14 protein-coding genes are annotated in these 17,664 nt (G+C 73.3%); 8 read left to right on the top strand and 6 right to left on the bottom strand.

The genetic code is table 11. The annotated features are described in order from the left end of the window. Positions 1–61: 61 nt before the first annotated feature. The 4 genes from ABD652_RS07965 to eccCa are packed head-to-tail and all read left to right on the top strand — an operon-like array spanning position 62 to position 6,963. Positions 62–358, top strand: a complete 297-nt coding sequence (locus ABD652_RS07965; protein ID WP_344720006.1) for a hypothetical protein — start codon at positions 62–64, stop codon at positions 356–358. Then, positions 355–1,674 (top strand): type VII secretion integral membrane protein EccD, encoded by a 1,320-nt coding sequence (eccD, locus tag ABD652_RS07960; RefSeq protein WP_344720004.1) that lies wholly within the window; start codon positions 355–357, stop codon positions 1,672–1,674. The genes ABD652_RS07965 and eccD overlap by 4 nt, the downstream gene beginning before the upstream one ends. A 7-nt stretch (positions 1,675–1,681) precedes the next feature. Continuing rightward, positions 1,682–2,803: a CpaE/TadZ family protein gene (locus ABD652_RS07955; protein WP_344720002.1), complete on the top strand. Its 1,122-nt coding sequence runs from the start codon at positions 1,682–1,684 to the stop codon at positions 2,801–2,803. Further along, positions 2,800–6,963, top strand: coding sequence for a type VII secretion protein EccCa (gene eccCa, locus ABD652_RS07950; protein ID WP_344720000.1), 4,164 nt, complete (start codon positions 2,800–2,802; stop codon positions 6,961–6,963). Before ABD652_RS07955 ends, eccCa begins: the two co-directional genes overlap by 4 nt. 43 nt (positions 6,964–7,006) lie before the next feature. Here eccCa and ABD652_RS07945 read toward each other — a convergent pair whose 3' ends face one another. From ABD652_RS07945 to ABD652_RS07925, 5 genes are all read right to left on the bottom strand, one after another. Continuing rightward, positions 7,007–7,768 carry a DedA family protein gene (locus ABD652_RS07945; RefSeq protein WP_344719998.1) on the bottom strand — a complete coding sequence of 254 codons (762 nt, stop codon included), beginning with the start codon at positions 7,766–7,768 and terminating at the stop codon, positions 7,007–7,009. Positions 7,769–7,776: 8 nt separating this feature from the next. After that, entirely contained in the window at positions 7,777–9,132 is a 1,356-nt protein-coding gene (locus ABD652_RS07940) for a thymidine phosphorylase (RefSeq protein ID WP_344719996.1), read from the bottom strand. Between the two features lie 124 nt (positions 9,133–9,256). Continuing rightward, positions 9,257–9,751 (bottom strand): cytidine deaminase, encoded by a 495-nt coding sequence (locus tag ABD652_RS07935; RefSeq protein WP_344719993.1) that lies wholly within the window; start codon positions 9,749–9,751, stop codon positions 9,257–9,259. Between the two features lie 162 nt (positions 9,752–9,913). After that, on the bottom strand, positions 9,914–11,146 hold the full coding sequence (locus ABD652_RS07930; RefSeq protein ID WP_344719991.1) for an amidohydrolase: 1,233 nt from the start codon (positions 11,144–11,146) through the stop codon (positions 9,914–9,916). Beyond that, positions 11,136–12,290, bottom strand: a complete 1,155-nt coding sequence (locus tag ABD652_RS07925; RefSeq protein ID WP_153143069.1) for a mannose-1-phosphate guanylyltransferase — start codon at positions 12,288–12,290, stop codon at positions 11,136–11,138. Before ABD652_RS07925 ends, ABD652_RS07930 begins: the two co-directional genes overlap by 11 nt. A gap of 396 nt (positions 12,291–12,686) precedes the next feature. Here ABD652_RS07925 and sdhC point away from each other — a divergent pair, with 396 nt between their 5' ends. The 4 genes from sdhC (at position 12,687) to ABD652_RS07905 (ending at position 16,246) form a co-directional block, all read left to right on the top strand. Then, a complete protein-coding gene (gene sdhC / locus ABD652_RS07920) occupies positions 12,687–13,067 on the top strand; it encodes a succinate dehydrogenase, cytochrome b556 subunit (RefSeq protein WP_344719988.1) in 381 nt (126 codons plus the stop codon). Then, entirely contained in the window at positions 13,067–13,561 is a 495-nt protein-coding gene (locus tag ABD652_RS07915) for a succinate dehydrogenase hydrophobic membrane anchor subunit (protein ID WP_153143068.1), read from the top strand. The genes sdhC and ABD652_RS07915 overlap by 1 nt, the downstream gene beginning before the upstream one ends. Before the next feature lie 115 nt (positions 13,562–13,676). Further along, a complete protein-coding gene (gene sdhA / locus ABD652_RS07910) occupies positions 13,677–15,464 on the top strand; it encodes a succinate dehydrogenase flavoprotein subunit (protein WP_344719985.1) in 1,788 nt (595 codons plus the stop codon). Next, positions 15,464–16,246 (top strand): succinate dehydrogenase iron-sulfur subunit, encoded by a 783-nt coding sequence (locus ABD652_RS07905; RefSeq protein ID WP_344719983.1) that lies wholly within the window; start codon positions 15,464–15,466, stop codon positions 16,244–16,246. Before sdhA ends, ABD652_RS07905 begins: the two co-directional genes overlap by 1 nt. A gap of 185 nt (positions 16,247–16,431) precedes the next feature. On the opposite strand, the gene ABD652_RS07900 is transcribed toward ABD652_RS07905, so the two are convergent. After that, the gene (locus ABD652_RS07900) at positions 16,432–17,589 is read right to left on the bottom strand and encodes a hypothetical protein (RefSeq protein ID WP_344719981.1); all 1,158 of its coding nucleotides are present in this window, start codon (positions 17,587–17,589) and stop codon (positions 16,432–16,434) included. Between the last annotated feature and the right edge of the window lie 75 nt (positions 17,590–17,664).

Raw genomic sequence — 17,664 nt, 5'->3', positions numbered from 1 at the left:
GTCGCGCCGGACGACGGCGCGCCGTCGGCGAGCACCCAGGACGAGCAGGACAGGTGACGCAGTGACGATCGACCACGACGAGAAGATCCTCGAATCGGTCTCGGTCCGACGACATCGCCTGCTCAAAGCGCTGCTGCACGGGCGGGAGCGCACCCGCCGGCGCTACGACGTCGGCGTGCGGACCACGCTGATCAGTCTCGTCCTCGCCGCGCTGCTCTGCGCCGGATGCGTCGGCTACTCGTTCATCACCGACCTCTTCGCCGACCGGGACGCGGCCCGTTCGGCGCCCGCCTCCCCGGTCGCCCCGGACCACGGGGTCGGGACGGCGGCGCCGTTCGTCGCGGAGGTCGTGCGATGAGCCCCGGCTACACCCGCGTCACCGTCACCGCCGAGCGGCGCAGCGTGGAGCTGCTGCTGCCCGCCCGGCAGCCGCTCGGCAGCCTGATGCCGGAGATCCTCCGGCACGTCGGCGGCGATCATCGCGGCTCGGCGCCCCGGACGACGACGCTGACCCCCGTCGGCGGCCCCTCGCTGCACGCCGAGCAGAGCCTCGCCGAGGCGGGCGTCGGCGACGGCAGCCTGCTGGCGCTGGACCGGCTCGACGAGGCCGTGCCGCATCCGCTGGTCTACGACGTCACCGAGACGGCCGAGGCGCTGAGCCCGGAGCTCGATCGCCGGTGGGCCGTCGACCTCGACCGGGCCGGCTCTGCGGCCGTCGTCGCCGTCGCGCTGGTCGGCGCGCTCACCGTGCTCACGGATCTGCTGGCCCCGGCCGTCCCGTCATGGTGGTCGCTCGGCGCGGCCGCGGCGATGCTCGCCGTCCTCGCCGCGATCCCCTGCCGGCGGATCGGCTGGGACGCCGAGCTGCTCGTCGCCGGCGCCGCCTCGTTGGGCCTCGCACTGGTCCAGGGACTGCCGGAGCACCCGTGGAGCGGATGGCTGCCCGGACTCTGGGGAGCCGCCGCGCTGTGCGCCTGGCAGATCTCGCGCCGGAACTGGGCGGCTCTGGCTGTCTGCGCGACGACCACGGCGGTGCTCGCCGCCGGCTGGGCGGTCCCGGCGCTGCTCACCGGCTCCGCCGGGCACGCCGCCGGCGTCGCCGGGGCGACGACCGCAGTGATGCTGGGGCTCGCGCCGCGGGCGGCGCTGGCCCTCTCCGGGCTGGACGCCCTCGACGACCGCGTCTCCGCGGGACGACGCACCACTGTCTCCGACGTCCGCGGCGCCTGGACCGCCGCGCATCTCGGCCTCGCCGGCGGGGTGCTGCTCTGCGCGACCTCCGGCGCCGCGGCGGTGCACGGGCTGCTCGCCGCCGGAGCCTCGCCGTGGGGCCCGGCGATGGCCGTCGTCGTCGCCGCGCTGACCGCGCTGCGCGCCCGCAGCATGCCGCTGGCCCTCGAACGCGCGGCGCTGCTCGGCTCGGCCACCGTCTCGGCGACGCTGCTCGCCCACCACTTCGCCGAACGCGGAGCCGGCGCCGGAGTCCTGGCGGTCCTGGTCGTGGTCGCCGCGCTGCCGCTGGCGCTCACCCTGGCCCGTCGCCCCGAGCACGTCGGCGCGCGGCTGCGGCTGACCGCGCGACGCGCCGAGGTGCTGGCCACGATCACCCTCATCCCGCTGCTGCTGGGTCTCTTCGGCCTGTATGCCCAGCTGACCACCACGTTCCAGGAGTGAGCGCTCGATGACCGTCCCCTCCGCCCCGTCCCCGCGGCCCTCCCCGGCCGTGGATCCGGCCCCGCACGCCGCGCCGTCCTTCTCCCCCGCCCCGCCGGACGCCGCAGGCGCCCCGTACCCCGCGCCGACCGGCTCCGCCGCCCCCGGCCCCGGGCCCGACGGAGACGGCGCCAGCGTCGCCGCATCCGGGCGCCGCGGATCGGCGCCGGCTCCCGACGAGGACGTCGCCGCGCTGCGCGACCGCCACGGGGATCCGACGCCCCGGCGGATGCTGCGCCGCCTGCGCGGGCTGCTCGGCGACGACGCGTTCCCCGAGGCCTACGAGCGGGCGCTCGGCGGATGCCGGCTGCCGGTGACCACCGGCCGCCGCGTGGGGGTGCTCAGCGTCGACGGCGGCGTCGGCCGGTCCACGCTGACCGCCGCCGTCGGACTGCTCCTGGCCGCGGCGCGCGCCGACGCCGTCTCCGTCGTGGACATGGGACCGACCCCGTCGGGCGTCGCGGCCCGGCTGCCGGAGCAGGTGCCCGTCTCCTCCTGGCGGCGGCTGGTGGCCGACCCGACCAGCCCCGACCGGGCGGCGGCAGGCCTGCACCGCAGTCTGGGACGGGCAGGGTCGTCGCTGCATCTGCTCGACCGGGACCCCGACCCGACGGCCCCTCCGGCACCGGCCGCCGAGGAGGTCGTGCTGCTCCACCACCTGCTCGCCCGGGCGTTCAGCGTCTCGGTGCTCGAGCTGCCGCCGTCGGCGATGCCGGTGCCGACGACCTCCCTGGAGCAGATGCACTGCCTGATCCTGGTCTCCGGGGCGGCGCCGTCGAGTGCCGCGCGGACTGCCGAGCATCTGCACCGAGTGCGCCGTCACGCTCCGCACGTGCCGATCCTGCCGGTCGTCTCCGCCACCCGCCCGGCGACCTCGACCGAACGGCGCGGCGCCTACGACGTGCTCGGCGCGGCCTCCGGCACAGCCCCGCTGCTGGTCGATCATGACCGGCACCTGGCTCCCGGCCTCCCGATCTCCCTGGAGCGCATCGGCGAGCAGCGGCGCCTGCAGCTCGTCGAGCTCGCCGCGGCGGCGCTGTCGCTCGCCGCTTCCCCCGGCCCGCGGCCCGCCGCCCAGGAGACCCGATGAGCATCGCCGAGTCCGCTGTCGCGCGGAGCGCCGCCTCGCCGGAGCCGTCGCCGTCGCGCGGCCGAGCGACCGCCGGACCCGGCGGTGCCGGCTCCGACGACGCCGGCTCCGGGGTGCGGCTGGTCCACCGCCCCGCGCGCTCCACCGCCCCGGCGCGACCGGCGGAGACCACCACGATCCGCCGGCCCCCGCTGGTCGGCGAGGAGTCGAGCGGCGGCTCGGGGCTCCTCGGGCTGATCCCGATGCTCGGCGCGGCCGGCTCCATGACGGTGATGATGCTCTTCCGCGATTCGCCGTTCGCCGCCGTGGGCGCGCTGATGATGATCGTCACCGTCGTCGGGGCGGTGGTCATGCTCGTCTCCCAGCGCGGACGGGCCGGACGCCGGCGGAAGACGCTGCGCGACGGCTATCTCGACTATCTCGAGGAGCGTCGCCATCAGCTGCTGGAGGACGAACGCGCACACCGCACCGCCGCCCGGGCCTGCGACCCGCTGCCCGAGGCGCTGGTGGACGTCGTCTCGGATCCTCACCGACTGTGGGAGCGGCGGCGCGGCCATGAGGACTTCCTGCGGGTGCGCCTGGGCACCGGCACGGCTCCGGTGCGTCAGCTGGCTCTCGAGGGCGGCGAGGAATCCCCCGGCGAGCGCCCCGATCCGCACCTCTCCCAGGAGCTGGACACCCTGGTGCGCCGTTTCCGCGCGGCACCCGACGTGCCGCTGCTGGTGGACCTGGCCCGCCACGACACCGTCTCGATCATCGGTGACGCGTCCTTCGGCCAGCAGGTGCTGCGCGCGCTGACGCTCTCCGCCGCGGCTCTGCACAGTCCCGAGGATCTGCAGCTGGCCGCCGCGGTGCCGCCGGCGCTGCGCGAGGACTGGCTCTGGTTCTCGCGGCTGCCCCATGTGCTGGACCAGCGTCGCCCGACCGCCCGGGGCCCGCTGAACCGCGTCGCCCCGTCCTCGGCCGCGCTGCGGGATCTGCTCGACGAGGAGATCCGTGCCCGGCACCAGCGTCACGCCGAGGTCCGCCGCACCACGCTCTCCACCCGTCCCGCCGTGGCCCAGCCGCGCCTGCTGATGCTCGACCTCGCCCACGGGGGCGCGGCCTCCGCGCCGTCGCTGCCGGATCCCACGCTGCGGCCCGGAGACCTGGCGATCACGTCGCTGCATCTCGTCGCGGCCCAGCACCAGGAGCCCGAGGAGGTCTCGCTGCGCATCGTCCAGACCCCCGACGGTCTGCGTCTGGAGGACTGCGCCGCCGACCCGCTGGACCCCGAGATCACCCGCGGGGCGCTGAACCCGGTGCCGGAGGCGGTCGCCGACGGCGTCGCCCGCATGCTCGCTCCGCTGCGCCTCTCCCCGGACTCCCGGGAGCACGACGAGGACCTCGACCGTCGACGCTTCACGGCGCATCTGGGCATCCGCGACGTCGACGCGCACGACGTCGACCGGCTCTGGCGCCCGCGGACGCCGCCGGACTTCCTCACCGTCCCCATCGGCGTCGACGACCGCGGCCAGCCGGTGCGGCTGGATCTCAAGGAATCCGCCCAGCACGGCATGGGGCCCCACGGGCTGTGCGTCGGAGCCACCGGATCGGGCAAGTCCGAGCTGCTGCGCACGCTGGTGACCGGACTGGCGGTGACCCACCCGCCCGAGGAGCTGTCCATGGTGCTCGTCGACTACAAGGGCGGAGCCACCTTCGCGCCCTTCGCCGAGCTCCCGCACGTCTCGGGCCTGATCACCAACCTCAACGACGACGCGACGCTGATCGATCGCATCCACGCGAGCCTGGAGGGCGAGGTGCTGCGCCGCCAGGAGGTGCTCAAGGACGCCGGGGACTTCGCCAGCATCGGCGAGTACCGCGCCCACCGGGCCGAGCGGGCGGCCGCCGGCGAGGAGCTGGAGCCGCTCCCCCATCTCTTCGTGATCATCGACGAGTTCGGCGAGCTGCTCTCCGCCCGCCCGGACTTCATCGACCTGTTCATGTCCATCGGCCGGATCGGCCGGTCGATCGGGGTGCATCTGCTGCTCTCCAGCCAGCGCATCGAGACCGGCAAGCTGCGCGGACTGGAGACCCATCTCTCCTACCGGATCGGGCTGCGCACGCTCTCCGAGGGCGAGTCCCGCACCGTGCTGGAGACGCCCGACGCGTTCCATCTGCCGCCCCAGCCCGGATACGGCTACCTCAAAGTCGACACCACGACCTACACGCGGTTCAAGGCCGGCTACGTCTCCGGGCCGCTGAGCGCCGAGACCGACGCTGAGGAGGAGGTGGAGACCGAGGAGGAGCTGCCGGTGCTGGCCGACGGCTTCTACGCCCAGGACGCGGTGCACGACGCCGCGGCCCGGGCGGCGGCCGAGCGCGCCCGCGGGGCCGAGGACGCGAGCAGGTCGTCAGGGTCCGTCGGTGCCGGGGATTCGGGCACCTCCTCGGGCGCGGAGGACTCTCCCGGCGGCACGAGCCCGACGGCGCCGACGGTGCTCTCGACGCTGGTCGCGGCGATGCGGGACCGTCCGCGGCCGATCGCGCCGATCTGGCTGCCGCCGCTGCCCGACGCGGTGTCGCTGGACCGCACTGTCGAGGGCGATCTCCGGGCGGCGCGGAGGCGGCCGATGCAGGTGCCCGTCGGCCTGCTCGACGACCCGGCGAACCAGTGGCAGGGACCGTGGACGCTGGACCTGGCCCGCGCCGGCGGCCACGTGGCCGTGCTGGGCGGGCCGTCGTCCGGGACCTCGACCGCGCTCCGGACGATCGGGCTGTCGCTGGCGGCCACCCACTCCGTGCGGGAGGTGGCGCTCTACGGCATCGACCTCGGCGGCGCCGGGCTGCTGCCGCTGCGCGACCTGCCGCACAGCGCCGGGATGGCCGCGCGCACCTCGCGGGAGACGATCCGCCGCACGATCGAGGAGCTCAGCGACATCCTCGACGAGCGGGAACGCCTCTTCGAGGAGCAGGAGATCGACACGCTGGCCACGATGCGCCGGCGCCATGCCGCCGGCGAGCTGCCTGAGCTCCACGCCGCCGACGTGGTGCTGCTGCTCGACGGCTGGGGCTCGCTGCAGCAGGAGCACGCCGAGCTCGCCGAACAGGTCCACGACGTCCTCTCCCGCGGCGGCGGCTACGGAGTGCACGTCGTCGCGGCCGCGACGCGCTGGAACGAGGTGCGCATCGCCCAGCAGTCCTTCTTCGGCACCCGGCTGGAGCTGCGGCTCGGCGAGCCCGCGGAGTCGGCGCACGGACGCCGCGTCGCCGAGCAGGTGCCCGCCGACCGTCCCGGCCGAGGCCTGAACCACGATCGGCTCATCGGTCAGCTCGCGCTGCCGCGCCTCGACGGCGCCGCCGAGATCGACTCGCTGAACCAGGGACAGCAGGACGCGGCGGCGACGGTCCGAGAACAGGAGCCCGAGCCGGTGGCCCGGCGCGTGCAGGTGCTGCCCCAGATCCTCCCCCTGGACCAGTTCCCCGCACCGGCCCGTCGCGGGCAGGTGCCCTTCGGTCTGATCGAGCGCACCTCCACGCCGAAGCACCTCGATCTCCTCGGCGCCGAGCCCAACCTCCTGGTGCTCGGCGACGAGTCCTCCGGCAAGAGCTCGCTGCTGGGCACGCTGGCGCAGTCGCTGATCGAGCGGCACACGCCCGAGGAGCTGGTCTTCGCCGTCTTCGATCCGCGACGCGGACTGGAGGGGGTGATCCCCGAGTCCTACCTCGGCGGCACGGCCACGAGCCCGCAGCTGGCCGAAGGCCTGGCCGGCGGCGTCGCCCGGGAGCTGCGCGCCCGCGTCCCGGAGGATCCCGCCGCGGCCTCGGCGGACGGCGGCGCCGAGGGGCCGCGGGTGGTGCTGCTGGTCGACGACTACGACGTGCTCACCGCCGGCGGCCGGTCGCCGATGCATCCCTTCTCCGAGCTGCTCCCGCTGGGGCCGGACATCGGCTTGAACGTCCTGGCCGCCCGGCGAGTGCGCGGGGCCATGCGCGGGATGCACGACCCGTTCCTCACCGCCGTCCGCGAGACCGGCGGGGCGACGTTCCTGATGGACGGCGATCGCGCCGAGGGCGCGCTGGTCGACGGCATGCGGGCGAGCCGCATGCCCCCGGGCCGCGGACTCTTCCTGCACGGCGGCCGCCCGCCGCGGACGGTGCAGACGGTCCACCGCGGGTGAGGCGGGCTCCTCGTCGGCGACCTGGCCGCGGCGGCGCCCCGGCTCAGCGGCGTCCGGGGCCGTTCCTCGGCCGTCGACGCCGGCGGCGCGGCGCCGGCCGCTCCTGCCGCCGGTGCGGCAGGTGCACCGGGGCCTCGACCTCGAGCTCGCCCAGATCCTGATAGCCCTCCGGGTCCAGGTGCACGCCGCGGCGGTCCAGCCAGGCGGTGAACCGGCGGAAGACGCGGTCGAAGATCCAACCGAGCACCACCGCCCCGCCGATGGAGACCACCATCGAGATCAGCACCGAGTCGAAGAGCTGCCCGCCGACCAGTCCGATCGCGGTGGTGTAGGCCGCCCAGAGCAGCGAGGCGCCGGCGTCGATGACGACGAAGCGCCGGAAGGAGTAGCCGGTGGCGCCGGCGACGAAGTTGATGCCCACCCGGCCGCCCGGGATGAATCGTCCGACGAAGATCAGCAGCACGCCGCGCTTGTCGAGCTCGTGCCGCGCCCAGGTGAACGTCCGTCGCGGCGTCGGTCGGCGCATCCAGCCGAAGCGCTCGGTGCCGATCAGCCGCCCCAGCCGATGGGCGATGATGTCGCCGAGCAGGGCTCCGCCGGCGGCGACCAGCACCACGCCGAACCACGGCGGGGTGCCGGGCTCGCCCAGCAGCGAGCCGAGCCCGACGACCAGCGAGTCGGAGGGCACGACGGGGAAGAACCCGTCGACGATGCAGAAGAAGAGCAGACCCAGCAGGGTCCACCAGCCGGAGGCGGCGTCGAGGACGGCCTCGTTGACGGTGTCGAGCAGCTCGCCGGGCCCCATCGCGCCCCTCAGTCGGAGGCGGGGTCGACGTCCTCGGCGCTGATCCGCCCCAGCACCAGGTCACCCCGCGAGACCTCCTGCGAGGAGATCTCGACGGCGTCGGCCAGCGCCTCCTCGGCGCGCTCGAGGCGGGGCTCCTCGTCGGTGAGCAGCGTGAACAGCGGCTGGCCGGCGGTCACGGCGTCGCCGGGCTTGGCATGCATCCGCACGCCCGCGGCGGCCTGCACCGGGTCCTCCTTCCGAGCCCGGCCCGCGCCCAGGCGCCAGGCGGCCAGGCCCACGCCCATCGCGTCCATCGACGCGACCGTCCCGCTCTCCGCGGCGGCCACCGTGTGCTCGTGCCGCGCCTGCGGCAGCGGCGCGTCCGGGTCGCCGCCCTGCGCGGCGATCATCCGGCGCCAGGTGTCCATCGCCCGGCCGTCGCGCAGCGCCTCGGCGGGGTCGGCGTCGGGCCGTCCGGCGGCGGCCAGCATCTCGCGGGCCAGGGCCACAGTCAGCTCGACGACGTCGTCGGGCCCGCCGCCGGCGAGCACCTCCGCCGACTCCTCGACCTCGACGCCGTTGCCGGCGGTCAGCCCCAGCGGAGCCGACATGTCGGTCAGCAGCGCCGTGGTGGCCACGCCGGCGTCGGTGCCCAGCGCGACCATCGTCCGGGCCAGCTCCTCGGCGTCGGCGCGGGTCTTCATGAACGCGCCGGCGCCGACCTTGACGTCGAGGACCAGCGCGTCGGTGCCCTCGGCGATCTTCTTGGACATGATCGAGCTGGCGATCAGCGGCATCGCCTCGACGGTGCCGGTGACGTCGCGCAGCGCGTAGAGCTTCTTGTCGGCCGGGGCCAGCCCGGCGCCGGCGGCGCAGATCACCGCGCCGACGTCGTCGAGCTGCGCGAGCATCTCCTCGGTGCTCAGCGCGGCGCGCCACCCGGGGATCGCCTCGAGCTTGTCCAGCGTGCCGCCGGTGTGGCCCAGCCCGCGGCCGGAGAGCTGCGGGACCGGCACGCCGAAGCTGGCCACCAGAGGCGCCAGCGGCAGGGTGATCTTGTCGCCGACGCCGCCGGTGGAGTGCTTGTCGGCAGTGCGCCGGCGCGCGCCGTCGGCGGTGGTCAGCGAGGAGAAGTCCATCCGCTCGCCGGAGGCGATCATCGCCTGCGTCCACCGGGCGATCTCGTCGCGCTCCATGCCGCGGAGCAGGATCGCCATCGCCATCGCCGACATCTGCTCGTCGGCGACGCGGCCGGAGGTGTAGGCGTCGATGATCCAGTCGATCTGCGCCGACTCCAGGCGGCCGCCGTCACGCTTGGCACGGATCAGCTCGACGACGTCGAAGGCGTCGGGAGCGGGCGACGAGGTCTCGGTGGGGCTCATGGTGACAGGGTCCTTTCCCCGCGGAGGCGCGGGACGGCGGGAGCAGATCGCTGCGGGAGGGGCGCGGACGCCGCCGCGCGCCGGCGCCGGACCCGGCGGGCGCGCGTGCGGCGTCGCGAGGCGCTCAGCGCTCGGCGAGGTCGCGGGGGCCGAAGGCCTGCGGCAGCATCTCGGCCAGCGTGGTCACGCCCTCGGCGGTGAGCATGTACATCGTCTCGGCGGAGAACTCGTGCAGCAGCTGCCGGCACCGCCCGCAGGGGGTGATGTGCCCGCCGTCGCCGTTGACGCAGGTGAAGGCCACGATCTCGCCGCCGCCCTCCATGCGCAGCTGGCCGACGAGCGTGCACTCCGCGCAGAGGCCGACGCCGTAGGAGGCGTTCTCCACATTGCACCCGGAGATGACCGTCCCGTCCGACAGCAGCGCCGCCGCCCCGACCGGGTAGCCCGAGTAGGGCGCGTAGGCCCGGGTCATCGCGATGCGCGCCCGGGTGTTCAGCTTCTCCCAGTCGACCGCGCCGCCGCCGGGGAACAGCCGCAGGCTGCCGGTGACCTCGGTGTCGTCGGTCGGCTCCGGACGGGCGCCCCGTCCGGAGGGTGGGGTGGCGTCGTCGTTGCTCATGGGCACATCCTACGGCGCGAGGTCCCCCGCGCGCCTCCCGCGCCCGGTCAGCGGGCACGGTCAGCGGGCACGGTCAGCGGGCACGGTCAGCGGGCACGGTCACCGGGCCCCGGCGACCGGCCCGGTGCGGACGTTCCGCGCCGGAGCGCGCCTCCGCCGCGCTCAGCCGAGCTCGGTCAGCGCCCGCAGCGCGGTGCCGACCATCACCCGCGTGCCCACGGCGACGGCCCGCTCGTCGGGCGCGTAGTCCCCGCGGTGCAGGTCGAAGGTCTCGCCGCCCGGGGTCCGGGTGCCCAGCCGGAACATCGCCCCGGGGCGCCGCTGGGTCATCCAGGCGAAGTCCTCGCCGCCCATCGACTGCGGGGCCAGCTCGACGGCGTCCTCGCCGAGCATCCGGCGGGCGGCGTCCTCGATCATCGAGGTCTCGCGCTCGGCGTTGTCCACCGGCGGCACCCCCCGCACATGCTCCAGATCCACTTCGACGCCGAAGGGCGCGGCGCACTGCTCGATGATCTCGGCCAGCAGATCCCCCGCGCCCTTCCAGGCCTCGGCGTCCAGCACGCGCATCGTGCCCACCAGCATCCCGGTCGAGGGGATGGCGTTGTAGGTGCTGCCGGCGTGGATCTGGCCCCAGACCAGCGAGACCGCCGAGCGCACGTCGATGCGCCGGGAGAGGATGCTCGGCGCGGTGGCGGTGATGTGGGCCAGCGCCGAGACCACGTCCTGGGTCAGATGCGGCCGCGAGGTGTGGCCGCCGCGGCCGGTGACGTCGATGTGGACGATGTCGGTGGCCGAGGTGATGGCGCCGATGCGGGTGCCGATGGTGCCGACGTCGATGCGCGGGTCGCAGTGCAGGGCGAAGACCCGCGGCGCCGGGTCGAGCAGACCCAGCCGGATGGTCTCCTGCGCCCCGCCGGGCATGGTCTCCTCCGCCGGCTGGAAGATGATCCGCACGGTGCCGCCCAGTCCTCCCGGCGTCGCGGCGTCGAGCTCGGCCAGGCTCAGCGCCAGCCCCAGCATCACGGTCGCGTGGATGTCGTGGCCGCAGGCATGGGCGACTCCGTCCTCCACCGAGGCGTGGTCGTGGCCGGTCAGCTCGGTCACCGGCAGCGCGTCGACGTCGCCGCGGAAGGCCGCCGCGACGGGGCCGGAGCCGACGTCGACGAAGACGCCGGTGGTGTCGGGGAACAGTTGCGGGTCCAGGCCGGCCTCGCGCAGCCAGCGGGCCAGCCGCGCCGTGGTCTCGACCTCGCGCCAGGACAGCTCGGGGTGGGCGTGCAGCTCGCGGCGCATGGCCACCAGCCGGTCGGCCAGCCCGTCGACGACGACGCCGGCCCGCGCGGCCGCGGCCGGCCGGTCGTCGGTCCCGGGGGCGGCGGAGGGATCAGAGGACATCGGAGTCCCCCTTCTCGCGCAGCGCCTCCACGGCCTGCTTCACCGACTGGGCATGGTCCGTGGTGGTCACCAGCAGCGCGTCCTCCGTGTCGACGACGACGATGTCCTCGACGCCGATCAGCGCCACCACCCGCCGGGTGTCGGAGACCACGACGCCGGAGGACTGGTCCGAGTAGACCCGGGCCTTCTCCCCCAGCACAGTCATCGCGTCCTGCTCCTTGGCGGGGTTCAGCCGGGCGATGGCGGCGAAGTCGCCGACGTCGTCCCAGGTGAAGTGTCCCGGGATGACGGCGACGTCGCCGGCGTCGGCGGCCGGCTCGGCCACCGCGTAGTCGATGGCGGTCTTCGGCAGGTCCGGCCACACCCGCTCCATGACCTCCTGCTGCCGCTCGGTGCCCCAGGCCTCGGCGATCTCGACCACGCCGGCGTGCAGCTCGGGCTGGGCGGCGGCCAGATGCTGCAGCAGCAGCCCCACCGGCGCGACGAACATCCCGGCGTTCCACAGGTAGTCGCCGGTGTCCAGGTACTCCCGGGCGGTCTCCTCGCCGGGCTTCTCGACGAACTCGACGACCTGGTGGGCGCTCGGCGCGCCCTCGACGCCGAGCGCCTGGCCGCGGCGGATGTAGCCGAAGCCCGTCGACGGGTGGGTGGGCGAGATGCCGATGGTCACGATCCGCCCGGTCGCGGCGGTCACCACCGCCTCGCGCGCGGCCGATTGGAAGGCCTCGACGGGAGCGATGACCTGGTCGGCGGCGAAGGACCCCATGATGATCTCCGGATCACGGCGGTGCAGGATCGCCGCGGCCAGTCCGATCGCCGCCGCCGAGTCCTTCGGCGAGGGCTCGAGCACCAGATCGGCCTCGTCGAGCTCGGGCAGCTGGGCGCAGACGGCGTCGCGATGCGGATCGCCGGTGACGACCATCACCTTCTCCCCGGTCAGCGGCGCCAGCCGCTCATAGGTGCTGCGGATCAGCGTGGTGCCCGATCCAGTGAGGTCGTGGAGGAACTTGGGCGCGCTGGCGCGGGAGAGCGGCCACAGCCGGGTGCCGACCCCGCCCGCCGGGATGACCGTGTAGAACCGGTCCAGCGCCGGGCCGGCCGGGTCGCCGGCGGGGCGCTGCTGAGTCTCGTCTGCGGAAGTCACTCCCCCAGGGTAGACATGTTGCCGGGCGCCCGGGAGCAGGCGGCGCGCGGCGGGGCCGCGGCGATCCCCGGCACGACGGGCGGGCGAGGACGAGCAGCGCCGCACACAGGGGCTGCCCCGAATTTCTACGTGACGTAGAAGTCGAGGAGGAGTCGACGAGCGCCGACACATCTGCACTCGGGTCTCCTGCGGAAGAGCTACGATGAGGGACGACGACAGCGTGTCCTCCAGCGAGCATCGCGGACCCCGGTCACAGGTCCCGGTGCCGTACCCTGGAACCCGAGATCGCACTCGCACCGGCGCCGAGGCGCCTCGCACCGCCTGCTGCGATCTGCACGCACCGACAGCACCCGCCGGGCAGGACGCCATGCGACGACGCAGGGAGGTATCACAGACGTGACGCGAACCAGAGGCACCCTCTACAGGGGCCGTGAAGGCATGTGGTCCTGGGTGGCCCATCGGATCACGGGCGTCGGGATCTTCTTCTTCCTCCTGGTGCACGTGCTCGACACCTCGCTCGTGCGCGTCTCTCCGGAGGCCTACGACGCCGTCATCGGGGCGTACAAGAACCCGATCATGATCCTCGGCGAGATCGGCCTGGTCGGCGCGATCGTCTTCCACGCCTTCAACGGCCTGCGGATCATCCTGGTGGACTTCTGGAAGAAGGGCACCAGGTACCACAAGCAGATGCTCTGGGGCGTGCTGGCGCTCTGGCTGGTGACCATGGTCGCCTTCAGCGCCCGCCACGTCATGCTCTTCCTGGAGGGTGGTCACTGATGACGACGACGAACACGCCCGCGGCCTTCCCCGCGACGAGCCTCGAGGCCCCGCGCTCGGGCCGCATCGATCCCAAGTACCTGCGCAGCAAGACCTCCTCGGGCAGCTTCGAGATGGCCGCCTGGGTCTTCATGCGCTTCTCCGGCATCGCCCTGGTGGTGCTGATCTTCGTGCACCTGTGGGTGAACCTGATGTCCGGCGGCGGCATCGCGCAGATCGACTTCGGGTTCGTGGCCGGCAAGTGGGCCAACCCGGTCTGGCAGTTCTGGGACCTGGTGATGCTCTGGCTGGCCATGCTGCACGGCGCCAACGGCATGCGCACCATCATCAACGACTATGCGGAGAAGGACTCCACGCGGCTGTGGCTGAAGACGATCCTCGTCCTCGGCGCAGCGATCATCGTCGTGCTCGGCACTCTGGTGATCTTCACCTTCGAGCCGTGCATGCTCGACGCCGCCGGCGAGCAGCTGCCCCGCGCGGTCTGCCCGTCCTGACCCGGCTCGCACCGAGAGCCGTCGTCGGCCGGCCGACGACGGCTCCGGCCGGTCGGACGGGACCGTTCCGACTCCCCACGCTTCCGACACCCTCACAGAGAGAGCACCCAAGCTGATGCAGGTTCACAAGTACGACGTCGTGATCGTCGGCGCCGGCGGCGCAGGCATGCGCGCAGCCATCGAATCCGGCCAGCGCGCCCACACCGCCGTGCTGACCAAGATCTACCCCACCCGGTCGCACACCGGCGCCGCGCAGGGCGGCATGTGCGCCGCCCTGGCGAACGTCGAGGAGGACAACTGGGAGTGGCACACCTTCGACACCGTCAAGGGCGGTGACTACCTGGTCGACCAGGACGCCGCGGAGGTGATGGCCAAGGAGGCCATCGACGCCGTCCTCGACCTGGAGAAGATGGGGCTGCCGTTCAACCGCACCCCCGAGGGCAAGATCGACCAGCGCCGCTTCGGCGGGCACACCCGCGACCACGGCAAGGCCGCCGTGCGCCGGGCCTGCTACGCCGCCGACCGCACCGGCCACATGATCCTGCAGACGCTGTACCAGAACTGCGTGAAGCACAATGTGGAGTTCCACAACGAGTTCTACGTGCTCGACCTGCTCACCGTGGACGAGGAGGTCACCGACGAGGACGGGACCACCCGCACGGAGAAGCGCACCGCCGGCGTCGTCTCCTACGACCTCGCCAGCGGCGAGATCCACGTCTTCCAGGCCAAGTCGGTGGTCTTCGCCACCGGCGGCGTGGGCAAGATCTTCAAGACCACCTCCAACGCGCACACGCTGACCGGCGACGGCATGGCTCTGGCCTACCGCGCCGGCCTGCCGCTGGAGGACATGGAGTTCGTCCAGTTCCACCCCACCGGCCTGGCCGGCCTGGGCATCCTGCTCTCGGAGGCCGCCCGCGGCGAGGGCGGCATCCTCCGCAACGCCGACGGCGAGCGGTTCATGGAGCGCTACGCCCCGACCATCAAGGATCTGGCCCCGCGCGACATCGTCGCCCGCTCGATGGCCAACGAGGTCCGCGAGGGACGCGGCTGCGGGCCCAAGAAGGACTACGTGCTCCTGGACCTCACCCATCTCGAGCCGGAGCACATCGACGCCAAGCTGCCCGACATCACCGAGTTCGCCCGCACCTACCTCGGCGTCGAGCCCTACACCGAGCCGGTGCCGGTCTTCCCGACCTGCCACTACGCGATGGGCGGCGTGCCCACGACCATCGACTCCGAGGTCCTGCAGGACAACGACACCACCGTGCCGGGACTCTTCGCCGCCGGCGAGGTCGCCTGCGTCTCGGTGCACGGCTCGAACCGCCTGGGCACCAACTCGCTGCTGGACATCAACGTCTTCGGCAAGCGCGCCGGCATCGCCGCGGCCGAGTACGCCGCCGAGGCCGACTTCGTCGAGCTGCCGGAGGACCCTACCCGCGGCGTCGAGACCATGCTCTCGACCGTCCGCGACGGCGACGGCGGCGAGCGGGTGGCCGCCATCCGCGCCGAGCTGCAGGAGACCATGGACGCCAACATGCAGGTGTTCCGCTCCGAGAAGACCATCAAGGAGGCCCTCGGCATCATCGAGAACCTCCGCGAGCGGTACACGAAGGTCCAGATCCAGGACAAGGGCAAGCGCTTCAACCTGGACCTGCTGGAGGCCGTGGAGCTCGGCTTCCTGCTGGACCTGGCCGAGGTCATGACCGTCGCGGCCCTGCACCGCGAGGAGTCCCGCGGCGGACACTTCCGCGAGGACTTCCCGGACCGCGACGACGAGAACTTCATGCTGCACTCGATGCTCTACAAGGACCCCGAGGCGGTCACCGAGGGGACCCAGGGCATCCGCTTCGAGACCAAGCCGGTCGTCTTCACCCGTTACGAGCCGATGGAGCGTAAGTACTGATGAGCACCACCACCGAAGCCGCCGAGCCCGCCTCCACGGTCGACCTCCCCGAGTCCACCGGCGGCGGCATCACGACCTTCGACATCACGCTGAAGGTCCGCCGCTACATCCCGGAGTTCTCCGACGAGGCCCGCTGGGACGAGTGGACCATCACCATGCAGGGCACCGACCGCGTGCTCGACGCCCTGCACAAGGTCAAGTGGGAGCTGGACGGCTCGCTGTCCTTCCGCCGGTCCTGCGCCCACGGCGTCTGCGGATCCGATGCCATGCGCATCAACGGCCGCAACCGGCTGGCCTGCAAGACGCTGCTGAAGGACCTGGACACCTCCCAGGCGATCACGGTGGAGCCGATCAAGGGTCTGCCGGTCGAGAAGGACCTGATCGTGGACATGGAGCCGTTCTTCCAGTCCTACCGCGAGATCATGCCCTTCATGATCGCCAACTCCCCGGCGCCGTCCGCCGAGCGCTACCAGTCCCCGGAGGACCGCGAGCGCTTCGACGACACCACCAAGTGCATCCTGTGCGCGGCCTGCACCTCCTCCTGCCCGGTCTTCTGGACCGACGGGCAGTACTTCGGCCCGGCCGCCATCGTCAACGCGCACCGGTTCATCTTCGACTCGCGCGACGACGCCGGCGACATGCGCCTGGAGGTGCTCAACGACAAGGAGGGCGTGTGGCGCTGCCGCACGACCTTCAACTGCACCGACGCCTGCCCGCGCGGCATCGAGGTCACCAAGGCCATCCAGGAGGTCAAGACGGCCATCCTGACCCGCGCGGCCTGAGCTCTCGAGGCACAGCACGCCCGCACGACGAGGGGCGGGGTCCCGCCGGCACAGACGCCGGAGGGGCCCCGCCCCTCGTGCGTGGGCCCGTCTCGCCGAAAGTGTCGTCGGGCTGTGAGATGTCGTGGCGCTATAGCGGCACGACATCTCACAGTCCTACGATGAACACCGCAGCGATCGCGCCGTCAGCGGCCGGCTGCTCGAGGACGCGGCACGCCGTGGACGACGAGCAGGCGGGCCAGCCGCTCCGGATGCCTCAGCTCCGCCCATCCCCAACGCACCATGTCCCGTCCGGTGGAGCGGATCGCGTCCTCCCGGATCTTCTCCGCATACACCACCTGGGAGGGGTCCTGGCCGCTCAACCGGGCCGCACGGGTGTATTTCATGCCTCCGTCGAACTCGCCCGCGATCCCGGCGCCCAGCCATTCGACGTCGACCCAGTACGTCCGGTCCTCAACGTCGATCCTCGACTGCAGCTCAGGCAGCTCGAATCCCAGCTCGTCCAGTCGCACCCGCGACCAGGACTCGCCCGGCGACTCCGCCCGCGGATCGGCGGCGGCCAGGGCACGGTCCCATCGCTCGCGCAGGCGCCGCGACGGGAGGCGATCGGTCCACGCGGCCAGCTCCGCGACCTCGACCCTCGCCCCGCTGCGAGTATGCCCGCCGAGCACCGCGTCGAGGATGACCACTCCCTCCGCGAAGGAGAGCCGCGGCACCGTGTCCACCACCGCCAGCGCCAGCGGTTCCACCACGTACGCGGCGACGTCGGCGGCGCACCAGGGCACGACGGAGGCGTCCAGCTCCTCCCGCGGCAGGGCCGGCTCTCCCCCGTCCGGAGCCCGACGCGCCGCGGATCGGCTCATCCCCGCTGGAAGAGTCGGCTCCAGACGGTGCGTGGGCAGCCCGACGCAGATCGTCTCAGTCGGCACAGGCTCCCCCGGCCCCGTCGCCGCCGCCAGCATGCCTCGGACCTGTCCCCTCGAGCGTGAGCCGGTCATCGACGGGGCCGGGACGCGGCGGGCGGCGCCGCGACTGGTGCAGCGCCGTCGCACGGCGTCCGGCACCTCCAGCAGCGGCACACCGTGGAGGGCGAGGGCGGATTCCCGGCAGAAGACGACGTCGCCCTCCTGCGCCGTCGTCGCGATCACCGTGATCAGATGCCGGTCCCAGGGCGGGGTGCGCACCCAGTCGCTCACCTCCACATACACGCCGCGCCGCAGCCGCAGCATCCGGCCGGCGCGGACGGCATCGCTGAGCGCGGTGCCGGAGTGCAGACCGTCGTCCAGCCGCCGGGCGCGCAGCAGGCGCACTGTGCGCGATGTCGACGTCGTCCTGGTCCCCATGCGTCCAATCTGCCGGATGACGCCGGACGACGAGGCCCGGATCCCGCTCCCTGTGGACGAACCCGCGCAGTCCTG

The sequence above is a fragment of the Nesterenkonia halobia genome, from assembly GCF_039536005.1.
Lineage (GTDB): Bacteria > Actinomycetota > Actinomycetes > Actinomycetales > Micrococcaceae > Nesterenkonia > Nesterenkonia halobia.
The sequence above is the reverse complement of the archived record's forward strand: the minus strand, read 5'-3'. Positions and strand labels throughout refer to the sequence as shown.

Bases quoted from the DNA above. Each gene is read 5' to 3' on its own strand.
- eccD (WP_344720004.1), top strand. From the start codon at position 355: ATGAGCCCCGGCTACACCCGCGTCACCGTCACCGCCGAGCGGCGCAGC.
- ABD652_RS07955 (WP_344720002.1), top strand. From the start codon at position 1,682: ATGACCGTCCCCTCCGCCCCGTCCCCGCGGCCCTCCCCGGCCGTGGAT.
- eccCa (WP_344720000.1), top strand. From the start codon at position 2,800: ATGAGCATCGCCGAGTCCGCTGTCGCGCGGAGCGCCGCCTCGCCGGAG.
- ABD652_RS07945 (WP_344719998.1), bottom strand. From the start codon at position 7,768: ATGGGGCCCGGCGAGCTGCTCGACACCGTCAACGAGGCCGTCCTCGAC.
- ABD652_RS07940 (WP_344719996.1), bottom strand. From the start codon at position 9,132: ATGAGCCCCACCGAGACCTCGTCGCCCGCTCCCGACGCCTTCGACGTC.
- ABD652_RS07935 (WP_344719993.1), bottom strand. From the start codon at position 9,751: ATGAGCAACGACGACGCCACCCCACCCTCCGGACGGGGCGCCCGTCCG.
- ABD652_RS07930 (WP_344719991.1), bottom strand. From the start codon at position 11,146: ATGTCCTCTGATCCCTCCGCCGCCCCCGGGACCGACGACCGGCCGGCC.
- ABD652_RS07915 (WP_153143068.1), top strand. From the start codon at position 13,067: ATGACGACGACGAACACGCCCGCGGCCTTCCCCGCGACGAGCCTCGAG.
- sdhA (WP_344719985.1), top strand. From the start codon at position 13,677: ATGCAGGTTCACAAGTACGACGTCGTGATCGTCGGCGCCGGCGGCGCA.
- ABD652_RS07905 (WP_344719983.1), top strand. From the start codon at position 15,464: ATGAGCACCACCACCGAAGCCGCCGAGCCCGCCTCCACGGTCGACCTC.
- ABD652_RS07900 (WP_344719981.1), bottom strand. From the start codon at position 17,589: ATGGGGACCAGGACGACGTCGACATCGCGCACAGTGCGCCTGCTGCGC.